Origin of the sequence: Weissella ceti, assembly GCF_018394055.1 — a bacterium.
Taxonomy (GTDB): Bacteria; Bacillota; Bacilli; order Lactobacillales; family Lactobacillaceae; genus Weissella; species Weissella ceti.
Genome location: NZ_CP074441.1, coordinates 680,549 through 697,986, shown reverse-complemented (window position 1 = coordinate 697,986; position 17,438 = coordinate 680,549). Strand labels below are relative to the sequence as shown.

General features: G+C 41.8%; 19 protein-coding genes. 17 read left to right on the top strand and 2 right to left on the bottom strand.

Features of this window, described 5'->3' with window-relative positions; genetic code table 11:
• Positions 1 to 14 precede the first annotated feature (14 nt).
• From KHQ31_RS03500 to uvrB, 17 genes are all read left to right on the top strand, one after another.
• Positions 15 to 707: a hypothetical protein gene (locus KHQ31_RS03500; RefSeq protein ID WP_213409606.1), complete on the top strand. Its 693-nt coding sequence runs from the start codon at positions 15 to 17 to the stop codon at positions 705 to 707.
• The gene (locus tag KHQ31_RS03495) at positions 707 to 1,705 is read left to right on the top strand and encodes an XkdQ/YqbQ family protein (protein WP_213409605.1); all 999 of its coding nucleotides are present in this window, start codon (positions 707 to 709) and stop codon (positions 1,703 to 1,705) included. The genes KHQ31_RS03500 and KHQ31_RS03495 overlap by 1 nt, the downstream gene beginning before the upstream one ends.
• Positions 1,705 to 1,998, top strand: coding sequence for a DUF2577 family protein (locus KHQ31_RS03490; RefSeq protein WP_213409604.1), 294 nt, complete (start codon positions 1,705 to 1,707; stop codon positions 1,996 to 1,998). Before KHQ31_RS03495 ends, KHQ31_RS03490 begins: the two co-directional genes overlap by 1 nt.
• On the top strand, positions 1,998 to 2,432 hold the full coding sequence (locus KHQ31_RS03485; protein WP_213409603.1) for a DUF2634 domain-containing protein: 435 nt from the start codon (positions 1,998 to 2,000) through the stop codon (positions 2,430 to 2,432). Before KHQ31_RS03490 ends, KHQ31_RS03485 begins: the two co-directional genes overlap by 1 nt.
• The gene (locus KHQ31_RS03480) at positions 2,429 to 3,568 is read left to right on the top strand and encodes a baseplate J/gp47 family protein (protein ID WP_213409602.1); all 1,140 of its coding nucleotides are present in this window, start codon (positions 2,429 to 2,431) and stop codon (positions 3,566 to 3,568) included. The genes KHQ31_RS03485 and KHQ31_RS03480 overlap by 4 nt, the downstream gene beginning before the upstream one ends.
• Positions 3,568 to 4,104, top strand: coding sequence for a putative phage tail protein (locus tag KHQ31_RS03475; protein ID WP_213409601.1), 537 nt, complete (start codon positions 3,568 to 3,570; stop codon positions 4,102 to 4,104). The genes KHQ31_RS03480 and KHQ31_RS03475 overlap by 1 nt, the downstream gene beginning before the upstream one ends.
• Positions 4,104 to 5,102, top strand: coding sequence for a pyocin knob domain-containing protein (locus KHQ31_RS03470; RefSeq protein ID WP_213409600.1), 999 nt, complete (start codon positions 4,104 to 4,106; stop codon positions 5,100 to 5,102). Before KHQ31_RS03475 ends, KHQ31_RS03470 begins: the two co-directional genes overlap by 1 nt.
• Positions 5,103 to 5,112: 10 nt before the next feature.
• On the top strand, positions 5,113 to 5,361 hold the full coding sequence (locus tag KHQ31_RS03465; protein ID WP_213409599.1) for a hypothetical protein: 249 nt from the start codon (positions 5,113 to 5,115) through the stop codon (positions 5,359 to 5,361).
• Entirely contained in the window at positions 5,361 to 5,663 is a 303-nt protein-coding gene (locus tag KHQ31_RS03460) for a phage holin, LLH family (RefSeq protein ID WP_213409598.1), read from the top strand. The genes KHQ31_RS03465 and KHQ31_RS03460 overlap by 1 nt, the downstream gene beginning before the upstream one ends.
• Entirely contained in the window at positions 5,663 to 6,541 is an 879-nt protein-coding gene (locus KHQ31_RS07880) for an N-acetylmuramoyl-L-alanine amidase (protein WP_264336068.1), read from the top strand. Before KHQ31_RS03460 ends, KHQ31_RS07880 begins: the two co-directional genes overlap by 1 nt.
• Before the next feature lie 140 nt (positions 6,542 to 6,681).
• A complete protein-coding gene (locus KHQ31_RS03450) occupies positions 6,682 to 6,867 on the top strand; it encodes a hypothetical protein (RefSeq protein WP_213409597.1) in 186 nt (61 codons plus the stop codon).
• A gap of 511 nt (positions 6,868 to 7,378) precedes the next feature.
• Entirely contained in the window at positions 7,379 to 9,670 is a 2,292-nt protein-coding gene (pcrA, locus tag KHQ31_RS03445; protein ID WP_213409596.1) for a DNA helicase PcrA, read from the top strand.
• Between the two features lie 19 nt (positions 9,671 to 9,689).
• The gene (gene ligA, locus KHQ31_RS03440) at positions 9,690 to 11,723 is read left to right on the top strand and encodes an NAD-dependent DNA ligase LigA (RefSeq protein ID WP_213409595.1); all 2,034 of its coding nucleotides are present in this window, start codon (positions 9,690 to 9,692) and stop codon (positions 11,721 to 11,723) included.
• Between the two features lie 239 nt (positions 11,724 to 11,962).
• Positions 11,963 to 13,150: a CamS family sex pheromone protein gene (locus tag KHQ31_RS03435; protein ID WP_213409594.1), complete on the top strand. Its 1,188-nt coding sequence runs from the start codon at positions 11,963 to 11,965 to the stop codon at positions 13,148 to 13,150.
• Positions 13,151 to 13,329: 179 nt separating this feature from the next.
• A complete protein-coding gene (locus KHQ31_RS03430) occupies positions 13,330 to 13,599 on the top strand; it encodes a hypothetical protein (RefSeq protein ID WP_213409593.1) in 270 nt (89 codons plus the stop codon).
• Between the two features lie 215 nt (positions 13,600 to 13,814).
• The gene (locus tag KHQ31_RS03425) at positions 13,815 to 14,456 is read left to right on the top strand and encodes a YfbR-like 5'-deoxynucleotidase (RefSeq protein WP_213409592.1); all 642 of its coding nucleotides are present in this window, start codon (positions 13,815 to 13,817) and stop codon (positions 14,454 to 14,456) included.
• 21 nt (positions 14,457 to 14,477) lie between these two features.
• A complete protein-coding gene (gene uvrB, locus KHQ31_RS03420; RefSeq protein ID WP_213409591.1) occupies positions 14,478 to 16,490 on the top strand; it encodes an excinuclease ABC subunit UvrB in 2,013 nt (670 codons plus the stop codon).
• 135 nt (positions 16,491 to 16,625) lie between these two features.
• Here uvrB and KHQ31_RS03415 read toward each other — a convergent pair whose 3' ends face one another.
• Positions 16,626 to 16,913, bottom strand: coding sequence for a hypothetical protein (locus KHQ31_RS03415; RefSeq protein WP_213409590.1), 288 nt, complete (start codon positions 16,911 to 16,913; stop codon positions 16,626 to 16,628).
• 13 nt (positions 16,914 to 16,926) lie between these two features.
• The gene (locus KHQ31_RS03410) at positions 16,927 to 17,355 is read right to left on the bottom strand and encodes an HIT family protein (RefSeq protein WP_213409589.1); all 429 of its coding nucleotides are present in this window, start codon (positions 17,353 to 17,355) and stop codon (positions 16,927 to 16,929) included.
• Between the last annotated feature and the right edge of the window lie 83 nt (positions 17,356 to 17,438).

Sequence of the window (17,438 nt, the reverse complement as noted above, 5' to 3'; positions counted from 1 at the left end):
CAAAGGAGGTGCATATGGCACACGTAGGTTTTTATTTCACGAATCACAAAAATAAAACAGTAGAGTTGCCAATTGCGCCTGCTGAATTCATGGTTGGTATCGAATTTGATAATGAGCCTGAAACTATTCTGAAAACTGGTGAAGTTAATCGAATCGGCGAACGAAAGTTGTATCAAATGCCAATCGAAGGGATTTTGCCCGTTAATACAAGTCATTCGCATTTGGTAACAGCTAAACGTCCTTTAGGAACAGCGATTGAATACATTAATTTCTTTCGCGATTGGCAAGACAGCAAGAAGCCCGGTCGAATTGTGATCAGCGGCGGCAAAATTAATTTCCCTGCGACTATTGAGAAGTTCAATTATGGAAAAGTTGACGGTAATGATTCTGAATTCAAGTTCACTCTTGAAGTTAAGGAATGGCGTCAGTTTGCAGCGCGCAAGCTGAACGTGAAAGCTAAAGCTAAGAAAAAGGTTGCCAAGAAAGCACCTAAGCGCCCTAAACCACCTCGCAAGATTGGTGTTGGGTCAGTTGTCACTGTTAACGGACGATTGCACCGTGATTCATACGGGGCGGGACCCGGTCAAACTGAACGTAACGCCAAACGTAAGATCAACTTTGTCAACAAAGGAGCAAAATTCCCATACCATGTGACTAACATGCAAGGCGGTTGGCGTGGTTGGGTGTCCAAGAAGGCGGTGAAGTAATGGCGGTCACACATTTCACAATGGAATCCCGTACGAAACGCTGGGACGTAGCACCACTTGCTACTGAAATCGTTTGGGAAACGGACGTTAACTTCTCGGCTGGCTCGCTTAAATTCAAATTATTGGAAGTAGATGAAGGTTTTGTCCCTCAAAACGGAGATAAAGTCGAATTTAAGTGGGACGGCATGAAGATTTTTAAAGGACGTGTTTTTGAAGTCGATTACTCCAGCAAAGAAGTATTTACTGTAACGGCGTTTGATAATCTTCGTTATTTGAAGAACCAAGACATGATCGTGTGGCGTATTGGTAAAATTGGCGAACGTTTCTCAAAGATTATGCGTTCTATCGGTGGTATCAGCTATAAGAACTTAAGCAAATCAAAAATTAATCTGATTGAAGAAATCCAAGACGGACAAACTCATTTTGACCGCTTAAGTGAATGGGCAAAAGAAGTGAAGCGCCGGGAAGGATTACGTGTTTTCTTGCGTGATGTATACGGTTCTGTCCAGCTTGTTGCTGAAGAAGTGACGTGGGATAAATTCTTAGTCATTGGCGACAAAGAGCTGGCTACAGGCTGGAATTACACTCGTTCGGTTGACGAAACAGCGAACATCATCAAACTTGTTCGCGAAACAAAGGATAAGAAACAACGATCAGTTTACACAACTAAATCCGCTAGCAGTTCGAAAAGTATTGATAGATATGGTCCATTACAAATCGTTGAAAAAGCGGACGATAAACTTAACGACGCTCAAATGGAGCGATTAGTTAATCGTCGTTTGAAAGAAAAGAACGTTGAAGATAAGACGTTCTCAATCACCGCTATCGGGACTATGGAAGCAAGCAGCGGGCTAGGTATGCGCGCTGGAGAACGCTTCTACATTGACATTCAAAGCTTGCGAGATATTGGTATTGGAACACGCCGCATGTTTGCAACGAAAGTAACGCATTATTTTGGTCCTAATTGGACTATGGATATAGAAATGGAGTTGGACTAATGGCAGGAGAATGGTTGGCTGCACAATTAGCAGGACGTGGCGGAAACGATAGCGAACTAGCAGATATTGTTTACGGAAAAGTTTCATCGGTCAGACCGTTGGAAATTAAAATCGGTGGCGGACTTGAATTGCCTTCTGCAATGATTTCGCTAGGACGCGTTGGAACTAAATACAAGATGAAGATTGATGGCAAGTCTTTGGAAGTGGACGATAGTCTGCAAGTAGGAGACGGTGTGACGCTACTCCGTCACGGAAAAGGTCAATCTTTCTATGTATTAGATAGGAGGCGTTAATGAACGAAGAATTTATTGATAATCGCCCAGACGAAGCGCCAGAAGATGACCTTTTAGCATTTGGCGATGAAATCGAAGAGTACACGGCACCTTCTTTGACGTACTCTGTTCAAAACGGACGAATAATCGGAATGATAGACGAAAAAGACGCTATGTCTCAAGCAATTGATAAGGTGCTTCGGACAGAGCGTTTTATTTTTGAAATTTATGATGATCAGTACGGGCACGACTTAAACGATTTAATCGGGAAAGATTATGACTATGTACTATCTGAAATTGAACGAATGGTAAAAGAAGCGTTGCTTGGCGATGACAGAGTTGACAGCGTTGATATTAATGAAATCACGCAATTAAATGCCACTACATTGTCGGTAACAGTATCAATCACAACAATGTTTGGCGAAATTGAAACAGAAATGGAGGTAGAGCAATGAGCCCGAAGGAATTAGCAGCTGAAATTCAAAAGATGGACTATGAGTGGTTTCTTGATGAAGTTCTTGATCGTGTACCGGATAACATGGATACGCGTCAGGGTTCCATCATTTATGACGCCGTAGCGCCTGCCTCATATGTCATGGCACAACTTGCTATGAAATTATCAGACGCGACTATGCAGACGTTCACGCAGACAGCTACAGGGCAATTTTTAGACTATAAAGCTGAAGAGCGCGGCATGTCTCGCGTCAAAGCTACACAAGCAGAAGCAGTCGGGAAGTTCATTGATGAAATAGGCGAACCTCTAGTGCCCGGTGTTGGTGATAGATTCGCAAGTATTGGCGAAGAGCCAGTATATTACATCGTGACTGAAGTATCTGATGTAGCAGGAATGGCAACATTAGTAGCTGACACAACAGGAGAAGCCGGGAACTCTTATACAGGTCGAATCCTCCCATTGTCTGCTATTAGTCGCTTTGGAGATGCCGAGATTGTAGAGATCACCATTCCAGCGCGTGATGAAGAAACTGATGACGAATTGCGAGAACGTTTAATTCGTTCTAATGGTGTAATCAAGTTCGGTGGAAACGTTGCGGATTATATCGATTTCGTGACCAGCATGGACGACGTTTCAGGGGTGCAAGTGTTCCCAACTTGGAACGGAGGTGGAAGCGTAAAAGTAACTATTCTAAATAATCAGTTCTTAGCACCTTCAAAAGAGTTGATTGCCAAGGTACAAGCACGAATTGATCCAATGGACAGTCGTGGAAATGGTTACGGTATCGCACCCGTTGGACACACTGTAACTGTAGTAGCGCCTGACAATTTCGTTGTTGACGTCGCTGCACAAGTTGAGACTGAATCAAGCGTCACGATTGAAGACGTTGGTGCAGCGATTGAAGAAGCTGTAGCGTTGTATTTCGATAGTGTTCGTAAGAAGTGGGGTGATATGTCTGAAGATGAACGAACATATAGCACCACTCTATACCGCTCTCAAATCATCGTGGCACTGCTTAGCCTTGACGGGGTGGTCAATGTTAACGGAGTTAAATTTAACGGTTCAGAAGAAGATTTAACGCTTCAAACAGACGCTAAAAATCAACAGTTACCAATCTTGGGAAAGGTGGTCATTTAATGTCTGATCTAATTAGATTAGGGAGTTTACTTCCAGACTACTACGAAGGTATCTACGACATGGACGTGATCATGCGTGTTGAGCAACCGCTGCTAAATGAATTGGAAAAGTTGATTGAAACTAATCGTGATAATCATTTCGCGATGTTGGCAGACGCGCAAGGTTTGTCAATTTTCGAAAATATGTTGGGGATTACAGGCGTAGCAGGGTTGGACTTGGACACCCGGCGCTACAAAGTGATTATGGAATTGTTGCCGCCTAATCCAATTACGATTGGTAATTTACGTCAAGTGTTAGAGGCATTAAACATTAACGCTGAATTAATTGTTGATGCGCCAAAATTTCATGTTGAAGTAAAAATCAAAACGCCAGATAGTTCAGCGATTAAGCGACTTAAGGTTTTGCTTAATCGTTATTTGCCCGCCAATCTGACGTTTACGACGTTCAACTTCAACCAAGTTTCTACGTCCGGTGCGGTTCAAGTTGGAACTGATCACTTAATCAGCGCAAGTATCTCAAATAAAGGAGGAGAATAATGTCAGATTCATATAGTCAATGGAAAATGACTGCCCGTTTCGCAGCAGCAACACAGCAAGCGGCAGCAACAGGGGACAAAGTAGAATGGGTTCACGTAATCGCATCAGATGATACGTTTACACATGAAGAACTTGATGGCTTAGACGACACTGTTTTGAAGACCATCAAAGAAAAGCAAGTAACAACTATTAGTCGTGTTGCAATTACTGGAAGTACAGTTACTATCACTGGAGTATTTACCAACACACAAAATGCAGCAGACTACCAAATCAACACGCTGTTGTTAGTTGCTCGTTACAACGACCAAGAGTTTTTGGCAGGAATTTCAATTGCTAATTCAAAAGACACTGCGTTCCGTATGCCGTCTGAATCAGCAACTGAAATCACTGAATTTACAACACGACCTCAAATCACACTAACAACCACAGGAGCAATTAGTACGTCTGTTGATCCTGTAGCTTCAGCTACGAATGAACGCGTTGATGACGTGGTTAATGACTTAGAAGAAAAAATTGCCGAAATTAATAAAGATAAGCAATCTATTTGGGAACGTTTGTCTAATTTCGTTAACAAAACTGAATCGGCAACTATTTCAGGCGTGATGACCTTCGCGTCAACCATTATCGGTAATATTTCAGGTAATTCTGGAACGACAAATAAATTGAAAACGCCACGAAAAGTTAATGGAATCCCTTTTGATGGAACAAAAGACATAAAAATCAATGCGCCTACAGAGCGTATTAAATTACAAGCCGGCACGAATTTGAATAATATCCGAGAGGAAGGGTTATATCACGTTGTGGATAATAATCGCGCAATGACAATTGTGAATAACCCCTATTCTGGCGATACCCCTAGTTTCTATTTGACGGTATTTGAAGCTGAAGGGTACGTCCGTCAGGAGACGTGGCATTATTTCCAAATCAATTGGCGATTTGCTAGAACGTTCAGTAATTCAGAAGAAAAATGGCGCGAATGGGAAATCGTGAAAAATTAGGAGAAAACACATGGAGAATTTTATGCCGACCAATCTGCAAGGGTGGGTCGTGGTACTTTCGGCGTTGGTTGGTGCTCTTGGCTACTTATTGAATAAGAACGTCAAAGAGCCGCTTGATCGAACTAACGAAAACCTAGAAAAGCTTGAAAAATTTATCAATACACGTCTTGATGTGCACGATAACCGTTTGAATGGTATCGACTTGGAAATGGCACGCCACGATAAGCGTATTGAGTACCTTGAAAAAGGAGAACAGTAATGAATATTGACTTTAACGCCTTAACGGGCGTTTTTATTTTGGTCGGAATGTTGAGTCCTATCTTGCGCGAAGCCTTTAATACGCTTCGTTTGAAGTCTAAGAATGAACGCATCAAGATGGCGCTTGGATTCGCAATTCAAGTTGTTGAGTCAATTGGACAAGCTAACCGCTACTTGCCTGAACGCAAGAAGCAAGAGGCTATCGACATGCTAAACCAACGCTTGAAGGATAACGGCATCGCGCACAAGTTCACGGAAGAACAACTAGAAGGCTACATCAACCAAGTTAGGGAGGTCAAGTAATGGCTATTGCAGAGTCACGTTTAGGAAATATCGCTCGCGGATATGCACCCAAGGGAGTTGTTATCCATAATGACGCCGGCGGAAATGGTGCGAACATTGCATTTTACTCAAATTGGCTAGCAACTCATACGCTAGAAAACGGCTTCGCTCATTACTATGTAGCAAGCGACGGAACGCTGAAGGCAGCAGAAGAAACAAGTATTGCGTGGCACACAGCTACACCATACGGAAATGCAAACTACATTGGAATTGAAGCATGTCAATCAAAGGGAGACCTTGCTCAATTCAAGAAGAATGAAGAAGCTGCATTGAAGCTGGCTGCACAAGTTCTGAAGCGTTACAACTTGCCAGCTAATCGTGAGACCGTTAAGTTGCACAAGCAATTCAGTGCGACTGCATGTCCACATCGTTCAGTCGAATTGCACGGTGACAATACCGCTGTGCAAGACTACTTCATTGAACGTATCAAGTCATGCATGGCAGGCAGCTCAGCCAAGCCAACTTACAAGCCTAAGAAGCAAAAGCAAGCTAATACGGCTATTGAACAATTCAAGTTATTCAGCAACCAATTTACTGCATACAAGACATTCCGTGTTGATGCGATCAAGAAGGTGAATGGTATCTGGCAATTCGTTAACTACGACTTGGCTGGATCACGTCGAGTAGATTGGACTAACAACGGGATTCCGTTGGCAATCGTTGATAACATGACACGCGGAAACCAAGCTAATACTCAAATTGGCGATATGGTTAAGTTCGCCCATGGTTACAATCATGGTAAAATTGACAAGTACGATGTTAAGTCAAATGGAGTCGGAATTGACTACACTGGATATGGCATTGTTTGGTTTAATGCGGACAAGTTCATGGAATTATAATTAAATATACAAAAAGACCCTGTTACTGGTAGAATTAACTCTATCGGCAACAGGGTCTTTTTTCGTATCATCGTGCGCAACGCATGAAATTGTGGTGCGGAACTTGTGCGGAACTTCTATAAAAGGATGGCTATATACCAATGGTTTTAAAAGATATTAATTTGAACGATATGTTTAACTCTGCCAAGGATTTCGTTTCTGAAAACGGGGATGACTTGGTTGAAAAGGCAAAGGACTTTGCGGAAAACAACGAAGAACTTGTTGAAAAGGCGAAGGACACTGCAGAAGCTGCGGTTGATAACGTAAAGAGCAAGTTTGGATTGTAATATACAGCTAAATCTTGGATAGGGACCTAATCATGCATGTGATTAGGTCTTTTTGTTTCATCTGGATGGTTAGATCATGTTTAAAAATTAAAAATATGAACTTGTTTTGTAATTTGTTTGAAATTTGCTATGATAAAGATATTACATAGTGTTTTTAGGGAATCTGAGGAGAGTATGATGTCATTTCAAATGTTTGCATTATTGATTACGGTGTTCATTTTTGTTTCTATCACATATCCGGTGTACAAGTTTTATAAAGGGAAGAAGTAATTGAATCCATTGAAAGAGTAGTGTTAGCTACTCTTTTTTTATTGGCTTAGATGTTTTGTGATGGGTTCGGGACCTTTGTATCTATGATATAATTTAAGAACTGTATTGTGTTTATAGGCTCATTTTGAGGCGATGTATTCATTACCCAATGAGCTGATTAAATATGATGATTAACAAAATAAAATAGGGTTTGTGTTCATGTGTTGAATGAATACAAGAGAGACATCTCAAGGAGGGGAATATGACGTCATTATTAGATGGCATGAATGAACGCCAGGCCGAGGCCGTAAGTACCACCGAAGGACCATTAATGATTATGGCCGGTGCCGGATCAGGTAAGACACGTGTTTTGACACATCGTGTTGCCCACTTAATCCAAGATTTGAATGTTATGCCATGGCGTATCTTGGCGATTACATTTACGAATAAGGCTGCACGTGAAATGAAGGAACGTATTGGAACGCTTGTTTCACAACAAGATGCGGATGCTGTTTGGGTATCAACTTTCCACGCGTTGGCAGTTCGCATTCTTCGTCGTGACATTGATCGCTTGGGATATAAGAAGGATTTCACGATTGTGGATTCCAGTGCACAAAAGAGTCTAGTGAAGCGTATTTTGAAGGATATGAAGGTCGATACCGATAAGTACGACCCACGCAGTGTGCAAGGTGCGATTTCCAATGCGAAGAACGCTCTTTTGACACCTAAGTTGTACGCTGAAGACGCATCTGGTCCATTTGAAGATGTTGTGGCGAAGGTTTATAAGGAATACCAACACCAATTGAGCTTGGCGCAATCAGTCGATTTTGATGACTTAATCATGCTTACTATTGAATTGTTGGAAAAGGAACCTGAAGTACTAGCGTTCTACCAAGAAAAGTTCTTATATGTCCACGTCGACGAGTATCAGGACACCAACGATGCCCAATACCGTCTAGTAACACTATTGTCAGGCCTACATCGTAACTTGGCGGTTGTTGGTGACTCTGACCAGTCAATCTATGGTTGGCGTGGGGCTAACATGCAAATCATGTTGGACTTCACAAAGGACTATCCAGATGCCAAGACAGTTATGTTGGAACAAAACTACCGTTCAACACAAACAATCCTGGACGCAGCCAATGGCGTGATTGAAAACAATGATGCACGTATTGCGAAGAACTTGTGGACTGATAATGGTGCAGGGGAAAAGATTACCTACTACCGTGCCCAAAGTGACCGTGATGAAGCAGCGTATGTCATCAGCCAAATTAAAAAAGGTATCGAAGAAGATGGCCGTCATTACAAGGACTTCGCTATTCTGTACCGTACAAATGCGCAATCTCGTGGAATGGAAGAAACGTTGGTGAAAGCCAACATGCCATATACGATTGTGGGTGGGTCAAAGTTTTATGACCGTAAAGAAATTCGTGATGTCTTAGCATACTTCTCATTGGTTACGAATCCAGCCGATAACGAAAGTTTCTTGCGTGTCGTTAACGAACCAAAGCGTGGAATTGGACTAACCAGTCTAGAAAAGTTCCGCGCCTTTGCCAACCAAAACAACTGGACATTGTTGGAAACAGCGATGAATGCTAGTTTAGTACCTGGTTTGACAGCGCGTGCAGCTAATCAATTGATGAAGTTCGCCGCCATGATTAATGACTTACGCGCTAACATGACAGAAGACTTGAGTATCTCTGACCTAACTAAGGCAATCTTAGACAAGTCAGAATATGAAAAGACATTGAAGGCAACCCCAACACCAGAAAACCAAGGTCGTCTAGAAAACTTGGCCGAATTCTTGTCAGTAACGGCGCAATTCGATCAAAATTATCAACCATCTGAAGACAGTGTCTCAAAGTACGTTGATTTCCTAGGAGAATTGGCGTTGGTGTCTGACTTGGATAATGTTGATGAACAAACGAATGACCAAGTGACATTGATGACTTTGCACGCGGCGAAGGGGCTTGAATTTCCAGTCGTATTCTTGGTGGGAATGGAAGAAACATTGTTCCCATTGGGAAGTGCCAACAACGAAACAAAGTTGATGGAAGAAGAACGTCGTCTTGCTTATGTTGGAATTACACGTGCCAAGGAAAAGTTATTTATCACAAACGCCTTTTCTCGTTTGCTATATGGTAAGACATTAACGAATCCACAATCACGTTTCATCAATGAAATTGATAGCAATTTGATTATGTCACCTGAACCAATCAGTACTGGTTTCTCAGGTCGATCAAATGGTGGTGGTGATTATCCATTCGCTCGTCGTACGCAAACAGCAACAGGCACAACTTTCTCAGGGCGTTCTCGTGTTGCGCAGAATCAAACAGCACGTGCTACGGCACCAACTGTGAGTGGTAAGAATACTGAAGTTGCGGCTAAGTCATGGAAAGATGGCGATCGTGTCTCACACAAAAAATGGGGAATCGGGCGTGTCGTTAAGATTTCTGGTGAAGGGGATAACACTGAACTAGATATTGTGTTCCCAAACGACGGGATTAAGCGTTTGTTGGCATCATTTGCGCCAATCACTAAAGTAGAAGACTAAATAAAGAGAGTTTTTAACCATGACGAATGTAAATGAACAATCATTTAGTAATGAAAAAGATGCTCAGAACCGCATTCTAAAGCTAGAAAGCCAATTAAAGGGCTGGGCGCAAGAATATTATGAACAAGATGCACCAAGTGTGGCAGATTCAGAGTATGACAAGACATACGCGGAACTTGTGCACTTGAGCGAAGCATATCCAAGCTTGATTTCTGATGATTCAATTCTAAAACAAGTTGGTGGATCAGCAGTTAAAGAAGAACTAGCTAAGGTACCACACGAGGTACCCATGTTGTCTTTGGGAGACGTCTTTAGCATCGAAGAACTTTCTGACTGGATGTCGACCACACAAAAGCAATTCCACCATGATTTGGCATACAATGCTGAATTGAAAATTGACGGTTTAGCAATTAGCTTGGAATATGTTGATGGAAAGCTTGTACAAGCATCAACACGTGGAAATGGAAGTATCGGAGAAGATGTGACACGTAATGTGCAACAAATCAAAGACATTCCAGCCGAATTGACCGAACCGATCACTGTTGAAGTCCGCGGTGAAGTGTACATGCCTAAGGCAGCTTTTGCTAAGTTGAATGAGCAACGTGAAGCAGAAGGATTAGCAACATTCGCTAATCCCCGTAATGCGGCAGCGGGTTCATTGCGTCAATTAGATGCAAAGGTGACTAAAGAACGTGGCTTGTCTGCCTTCCTTTATCAAGCAGTGGAACCGGAACAACGCCTTGGTGTAACAACACAACAAGATGTGATTAAGCGCTTTGCGGAATTGGGATTACCAGTTAACGAATTAAGTGCACACATTACGGCAGGGATTCCAGAACTAGAAGACTACATTGCAAGTCACACTGATGATCGTGATGGCTTGCCATATGGTATTGATGGAATCGTCGTTAAAGTTGATGACTTCCATCAACAAGAAGAACTTGGGAATACTGTTAAGGTTCCACGTTGGGCAATTGCCTACAAGTTCCCGCCTGAAGAAGCAGAAACAGTTGTGGAAGATATTGAATGGACAGTCGGGCGTACGGGAGTTGTTACACCAACTGCGGTTATGACACCTGTTCAATTAGCAGGAACAACTGTAGCACGTGCATCATTGCATAATCCAACATATCTTGCTGATAAAGATATCCGCTTGGGTGACACAGTCTACTTGCATAAGGCAGGCGATATTATCCCTGAAATTCGTGCTGTGAACTTGAAAAAGCGTGACGCTGATAGTGAAGCGTACGTGGTGCCAACGGAGTGTCCAGAGTGTCACGAACACTTAGTGCACGTTGATGGTGAAGTGGCCTTACGTTGTATCAACCCACAATGTCCAGCGCAAATGCAAGAACGCTTGGCGCATTTTGCATCACGATTAGCCATGAACATTGATGGATTAGGGCCAAAGATCATTGCCCAACTAGTGGCAAAAGATTTGGTACATGATGTTGCGGACTTATACCGATTAACAATGGATGAATTGGTCGGACTTGAAAAGTTCGGTGAGACATCGGCGAATAATCTATTACAAGCATTAGCATCGTCAAAGGAAAACTCTGCTGACAAGCTATTGTTTGGATTAGGTATTCGTAATGTTGGAGCTAAGGTCGCGAAAATCTTGTTGCAAAAGTTTGAAACCATTCCAAACTTGATGCAAGCTAATGCGGCATCAATCGCTGAAATTCCAGGGATTGGGTTGGTGATTGGTGAAAGCATTGAACAATACTTTGCTGAACCATTAGCGCAACAATTGATTACTGACTTACAAGCACTAGGTTTGAATATGGCCTTTGCCTCAAACATTATCGTTAATACAGATGGTGTCTTAGCTGGTAAGAAGGTCGTACTAACTGGTAAGTTAACGGAAATGACGCGTACACAAGCGAGTGATTGGTTAGAAAGCCAAGGAGCGACCGTGGCTGGGTCTGTTTCTAAGAAGACGGACTTGTTAGTTGCTGGAGCAGATGCAGGTTCAAAGTTGACTAAGGCGCAAGACTTAGGAATCGAAATTTGGACTGAACAAAATCTAAAAGAACAAATGGATGTTTAAGTATCTTTGGGTTTATGTTTTAGATTTATAAATGAAGATAAGGAATTGATCTTAATCAATTCCTTTTTCTTTTGTTTTGCCAAGCTCGTTGAACAGAACAGCCAATAATAGGGTGTTTTTAAAGTATTCTCAAGGGTTGATGTTGTATCGTACTTGAGAAGTGCTGTATAATTAAGGTTCGTATATAAAGTGATAAATCAGATCTACAAATGTGTAGACAGTGAAAAAGGAGAAGTGGGATGCCGTTCAATGGAAAATGGTTAAAGTGGATATTATTTGGTGGTGTAATTATTATCCTGATGGGTGTACTTGTTTTCTTTAGTAATTACTTCTCACAAAACGCAGGGAATGCTTTTGGCACACCAAAAACAGCTAAGAAAGATTCCAAGGATGTCCAAGTGACAGCCAAGGGTGATGGTGCGTACAAGACGGTTATTCAAAATGGTCGTTATGTGACAAGCAAGGCTCGTGGAATTACGGCTGCGCAAAATGCCAACCAATTGAACATGGTTAGCTTCCAAACAGGATTGCTTGATTTTTCAAAGGATCACTTCAGTACTAGTAAGTATGTCTTCCAAGAAGGTCAATACTTGGATGCGAAAACAGCTGAAAAGTGGTTGAACCGTCAATCAAAGGACAATGCTGAAGGGCTAAATCCTAAGGATAACGGTAAGACTGACGACAAGCGTATCCCAATGTACTTGCAAACAATCGAAGAACAAGATTTCATGGTCCAACGTGGAAACGACGTTCAACTTGATGGAATTGTGATTGGTCTTGCGATGAACACGCAAGACATTTACGAAAAGGAAAAGTACGGTCCTAAGTTTAAGCAGGACATTAGCGATGCTGATCGTAAACGTGAAGGTGAACGAATTGCACAAGAAGTAGTCGCTCGTTACCGTAAGCTAGAAGGTGTTAACAAGGATACACACATCGTTGTTGCTTTGTACGCACAAGGTAAGGACGATTCATTATCTGGTGGTAACTTCTACAGCTGGACAGAATCAACTTCTGGAAACTCAGTCAGTGAATTTAAGACATTGAAGAATGAAACAGTAGTGTTCCCAATGCAACCAGCAATGCCTGGTAAGGATGAACAACCACTTGGAACGGACTTGAATGGTAGTTTTACTAACTTTACTGATTTGATTGAAAAGTTCTTCCCAAATCTTTCAACTGTGACAGGACAAGCACGTTACTCAGACGGTAACTTGCAAGGGTTGAACGTGAACATCACAACCCAATTCTATTCTGCAACTGAAATTGAAAACTTTGCTGCTTATGTGGCACAAAATGCCCCAAGCTACTTGCCAAATGCCGTCCCAGTGCAAATTCGTATGAATGCCGCAACTGGTATGCAAGCCTTTATTACAAAGCCTGCAGACAGCGATAAGTACACAACTAACATTTTGGCATCTTACTAATCAATATTATGGAAACACGTTATCTCTTGAGAGGTAGCGTGTTTTTTTAATAGTTTTCCATGGGAGTTACAAATTTGGGATGCCAAGTGGGAAACAGGAAATTTAAAAGAACATTCGCGACATGAACAAGAAAAATGGATACTTGAAGTATCCCAGAATGGAATAGGAGGCGAACGATAATGACAACAATGGCGTTTATTGGTGAAAAAGATAATCAAATGTTTGGATATGCTTTTTCTTTACCAGCAGGTACAGAATTTATGAGACATGTATCCCAATGCGCGACATACTTGAAGCAATCGGGTTTTAAAGATTATGCGACTCACTTATTGCGTCTGCCAAAAGACAAAACGCTCGTTGAATATGATCCTTATTTTCAAGATACAATATTTGTAAATTCTATTGAGGCGTTCATAACAGAAATGACGGCTAATACAGTAGCTAAATAAGTGACACTTACGCTTATAAATTAAATATGAAAGTTACACGCTATTACATAGATGATAGCGTGTTTTTGTTTACTGAGTATTGATCTATATGGGAGTTTGATATGCGCTAGAGATTGAATGATTTCGTTGTTAGCTATCTCACAAGCGGACGCCAAATTTTGTGGTACAATGGGAGTGTAAAATCATAGGGACACAAGAAAAGGGGCACATAAGTAATGGGAATGCATCAATATTTGTCAGGGTTAAATGAATTAGAAATGATTTCTCGCGCACCTGGGTATTTCAAATACCAACCACATTCAGTGGCTGCGCACTCATGGAAGGTAACACAAGCCGCGCAATTCTTGGGTGACTTAGAAGAACTAAATGGCAATGAAGTGAACTGGCGTATGGTCTATGAAAAGGCCTTGAACCATGACATTTCAGAACGTTTCATTGGGGATATTCGCACACCAGTTAAGTATGCATCCCCAGTTCTACGCGAAATGTTGGCGGATGTGGAAGATAACCTATCAGACAACTTCGTAGAAGCTGAAATTCCAGCGGAATTACAAGCAATCTACAAGCGTCGTCTACACGAGGGGAAAGATGACACATTAGAAGGCCGCATCTTGTCAGTAGCGGACAAGATTGACTTGTTGTATGAAGCATACGAAGAACTACAAAAGGGAAATCCAGAACGCGTCTTTGTGGAAATTTATCGTGAAAGTTTGAAGACAATTCATGAATTCCGAGATATGCCAAGTGTGGCGTACTTTATTCGTGAAGTCTTACCCGAACTTTTGAATGAACAATTTCCAGGATCAGACCGTTTGAAGCAAATCTATATTGATATGTACATGCCTGCAAATAAGTAGGCATCACAAGGGAGGTTTATCATGCAAGAACCAACAAAAGATCAGACCTTTGACTTAGTGTCGAAGTATTCACCAACTGGTGACCAACCGGCGGCGATTAAACAATTGTCAACTGGTATTGAAGATCATGTGAAAGAGCAAATTTTGTTGGGAGCAACAGGAACTGGAAAGACGTTTACGATTTCCAACGTGATTGCAAATGCGAATAAACCAGTCTTGGTCTTATCACATAACAAAACATTGGCGGGACAGTTGTATAGTGAATTCAAAGATTTCTTCCCAAATAATGCGGTTGAATACTTTGTTTCTTACTATAACTATTACCAACCAGAAGCATATGTACCTTCATCAGATACGTATATTGAAAAGGATTCATCTATTAATGATGAAATTGACAAGCTACGTAATGCGGCGACTGCATCATTGCTTTCACGTAATGACACCATTGTCGTCGCATCTGTTTCATCTGTCTTTGGGCTAGGTAGCCCGGAACAATACCGTGATCACGTCATTAATCTACGGGTTGGAGAAGAACTAGATCGTAATGAGCTTATGCGTAAGCTAGTTGATATTCAATTCGCCCGTAATGACATTGATTTTCAACGTGGTCGTTTCCGTGTACGCGGGGATGTTTTGGAAATTTTCCCGGCATCATCTGATTCTCGTGCAATTCGTGTGGAATTCTTCGGGGATGAAATCGAGCGTATTCGCGAAATTAATGCCTTAACAGGTGAAATTGCGTTGGAAACAGATTTCATCACGATTTATCCGGCGACCCACTTTATGACGAATGACGATATTCGTTCACGTGCGGTTAAGACAATTAAAGCTGAACTTGATGAACAATTGAAGAAGTTTGAAGATGAAGGGAAGTTGCTTGAAGCACAACGTTTGAAGCAACGTACTGAATACGATTTGGAAATGATCCAAGAAATGGGCTTCACCAACGGAATTGAGAATTATTCTCGTCACATGGATGGTCGTGTACCAGGTGAACCACCATTTACCTTGCTTGATTTCTTCCCGGATGACTTCTTGATTGTTGTGGACGAGTCCCACGTTACAATGCCACAAATCCGTGGTATGTATAAGGGTGACCGTGCACGTAAGGAAACGTTGATTGATTATGGTTTCCGTCTACCAAGTGCCTTAGACAATCGTCCATTGAAGTTGGATGAAGTGGAGACACACTTCAACGAAATTATCTACATGTCTGCGACACCAGGTGACTACGAACTTGAACGTGTGACACCTGACCATATTGCCCAACAAATCATTCGACCAACTGGTTTGCTAGATCCAACGATTGAAGTCCGTCCAGTTATGGGACAAATTGATGATTTGCTAGGCGAAATCAATGAACGTGTCGCAAAGGACGAGCGTGTCTTTGTGACGACATTGACGAAGAAGATGGCCGAAGACTTAAGTGATTACTTAGAAGATGTTGGGGTTAAGGTTAAGTACTTGCATTCAGACATTAAGACGTTAGAACGAACAGAAATTATTCGTGACTTACGCTTGGGAAAGTTTGATGTCTTAGTTGGAATCAATCTTTTGCGTGAAGGAATCGACGTGCCGGAAGTATCATTGGTAGCGATTTTGGATGCGGATAAAGAAGGATTCTTACGTAATGAACGTTCTTTGATTCAAACCATTGGTCGTGCCGCCCGTAATCAAAACGGTCATGTCTTGATGTACGCAGATCAGACAACCCGTTCAATGCAAGCGGCGATTGATGAAACACAACGTCGTCGTGAGATTCAAATGGCTTATAATGAAGAACATGGCATTACGCCGCAAACAATCATTAAGCCAATTCGTGAAAACATTCAAGTAACACGTAGCGTGGAATCTGGTAATAAATCAGAAAGCTTTACGCAAGTTGCCTTTCAGGATATGGCGAAAGCCGATCAAGAAGCAACGCTTGAAAACTTGGAAGAACAAATGCGTGCAGCCGCTAAACGTTTGGATTTCGAAGAAGCCGCAAGTTTGCGTGATACAGTGATGGAATTACGCGTACAAATGGGCAAGTAAGCTCTTTAGTGATAGAAGCGAATAGTGTGTTCGTCGTGATGGGCGAATAAACTAAATACCAAATTAAAAAGCACGAACGATTCAAGCCTTCAGTAAGTCGGAAGGTCATAGAATGGTTCGTGCTTTTTATATGGTTTACTTTGTCTTTTGACGACTCAAGATGTTTTGGATTTGTGCCAAGTTAGCTTGGATACGTGCATTAGCATCTTCAATGCGATCAAGATGGGGCTTGTTTTTGTAATTTAACTTACGTGAACTACGTTCCATATCTTGCGCGAATTCTTCTACAGTAGGTAGAGAAGCTTTTAGATCAGCAGTTGCCTTGTTCAACTTCTTAACTGATAACTGTAGGTGAGTGACTTGATTACGCCATGCCTTAAAACGGGCAATAGCACCTTTGAATAAGTTAGAGAAAAATCGCATACTGACCTCCTAATTAGTTAAATTGCTTGGCAATCTTAGCGGCACGTTCCTTGTAAATTTCAGGCGTTGTTTCGTGTGCTTCAACGTCAGCTGGTAGGTTTAGACCATCGTTTTCGTAACGTGGAATCAAATGAACGTGTGAGTGGAAGACGCTTTGCCCAGCAGGGGCTCCATTATTCATCAAAACATTCAAACCAATGATTGATGGGTCGCTGTCACGGATAGCACGTGAGACAACTGGAATCTTAGTCAACACACGGGCTGCTAAGTCAGCATCGTAACCATAGATATCGGCCACGTGTTGCTTTGGAATCAACAAAGTGTGGCCTGGTGTAGCTTGGCTCAAGTCCAAGAAAGCAAGAACGTCTTCATCTTCGTAGACCTTGTAGCTAGGAATTTCACCTTGGACAATCAAATCAAAAATATCAGCTTCAGTTTGCATAAATCAGTTCTCCCTCATCAACTATAATGTTAATGCTAATTATACAGGAATCACGCAGTAAAACCAAAAACCGAAGCGATTTG

What these genes read in the sequence shown, in the direction of transcription:
- KHQ31_RS03500 (WP_213409606.1), top strand. Translation starts at nt 15, where the DNA reads ATGGCACACGTAGGTTTTTATTTCACGAATCACAAAAATAAAACAGTA.
- KHQ31_RS03495 (WP_213409605.1), top strand. Translation starts at nt 707, where the DNA reads ATGGCGGTCACACATTTCACAATGGAATCCCGTACGAAACGCTGGGAC.
- KHQ31_RS03490 (WP_213409604.1), top strand. Translation starts at nt 1,705, where the DNA reads ATGGCAGGAGAATGGTTGGCTGCACAATTAGCAGGACGTGGCGGAAAC.
- KHQ31_RS03485 (WP_213409603.1), top strand. Translation starts at nt 1,998, where the DNA reads ATGAACGAAGAATTTATTGATAATCGCCCAGACGAAGCGCCAGAAGAT.
- KHQ31_RS03480 (WP_213409602.1), top strand. Translation starts at nt 2,429, where the DNA reads ATGAGCCCGAAGGAATTAGCAGCTGAAATTCAAAAGATGGACTATGAG.
- KHQ31_RS03475 (WP_213409601.1), top strand. Translation starts at nt 3,568, where the DNA reads ATGTCTGATCTAATTAGATTAGGGAGTTTACTTCCAGACTACTACGAA.
- KHQ31_RS03470 (WP_213409600.1), top strand. Translation starts at nt 4,104, where the DNA reads ATGTCAGATTCATATAGTCAATGGAAAATGACTGCCCGTTTCGCAGCA.
- KHQ31_RS03465 (WP_213409599.1), top strand. Translation starts at nt 5,113, where the DNA reads ATGGAGAATTTTATGCCGACCAATCTGCAAGGGTGGGTCGTGGTACTT.
- KHQ31_RS03460 (WP_213409598.1), top strand. Translation starts at nt 5,361, where the DNA reads ATGAATATTGACTTTAACGCCTTAACGGGCGTTTTTATTTTGGTCGGA.
- KHQ31_RS07880 (WP_264336068.1), top strand. Translation starts at nt 5,663, where the DNA reads ATGGCTATTGCAGAGTCACGTTTAGGAAATATCGCTCGCGGATATGCA.
- KHQ31_RS03450 (WP_213409597.1), top strand. Translation starts at nt 6,682, where the DNA reads ATGGTTTTAAAAGATATTAATTTGAACGATATGTTTAACTCTGCCAAG.
- pcrA (WP_213409596.1), top strand. Translation starts at nt 7,379, where the DNA reads ATGACGTCATTATTAGATGGCATGAATGAACGCCAGGCCGAGGCCGTA.
- ligA (WP_213409595.1), top strand. Translation starts at nt 9,690, where the DNA reads ATGACGAATGTAAATGAACAATCATTTAGTAATGAAAAAGATGCTCAG.
- KHQ31_RS03435 (WP_213409594.1), top strand. Translation starts at nt 11,963, where the DNA reads ATGCCGTTCAATGGAAAATGGTTAAAGTGGATATTATTTGGTGGTGTA.
- KHQ31_RS03430 (WP_213409593.1), top strand. Translation starts at nt 13,330, where the DNA reads ATGACAACAATGGCGTTTATTGGTGAAAAAGATAATCAAATGTTTGGA.
- KHQ31_RS03425 (WP_213409592.1), top strand. Translation starts at nt 13,815, where the DNA reads ATGGGAATGCATCAATATTTGTCAGGGTTAAATGAATTAGAAATGATT.
- uvrB (WP_213409591.1), top strand. Translation starts at nt 14,478, where the DNA reads ATGCAAGAACCAACAAAAGATCAGACCTTTGACTTAGTGTCGAAGTAT.
- KHQ31_RS03415 (WP_213409590.1), bottom strand. Translation starts at nt 16,913, where the DNA reads ATGCGATTTTTCTCTAACTTATTCAAAGGTGCTATTGCCCGTTTTAAG.
- KHQ31_RS03410 (WP_213409589.1), bottom strand. Translation starts at nt 17,355, where the DNA reads ATGCAAACTGAAGCTGATATTTTTGATTTGATTGTCCAAGGTGAAATT.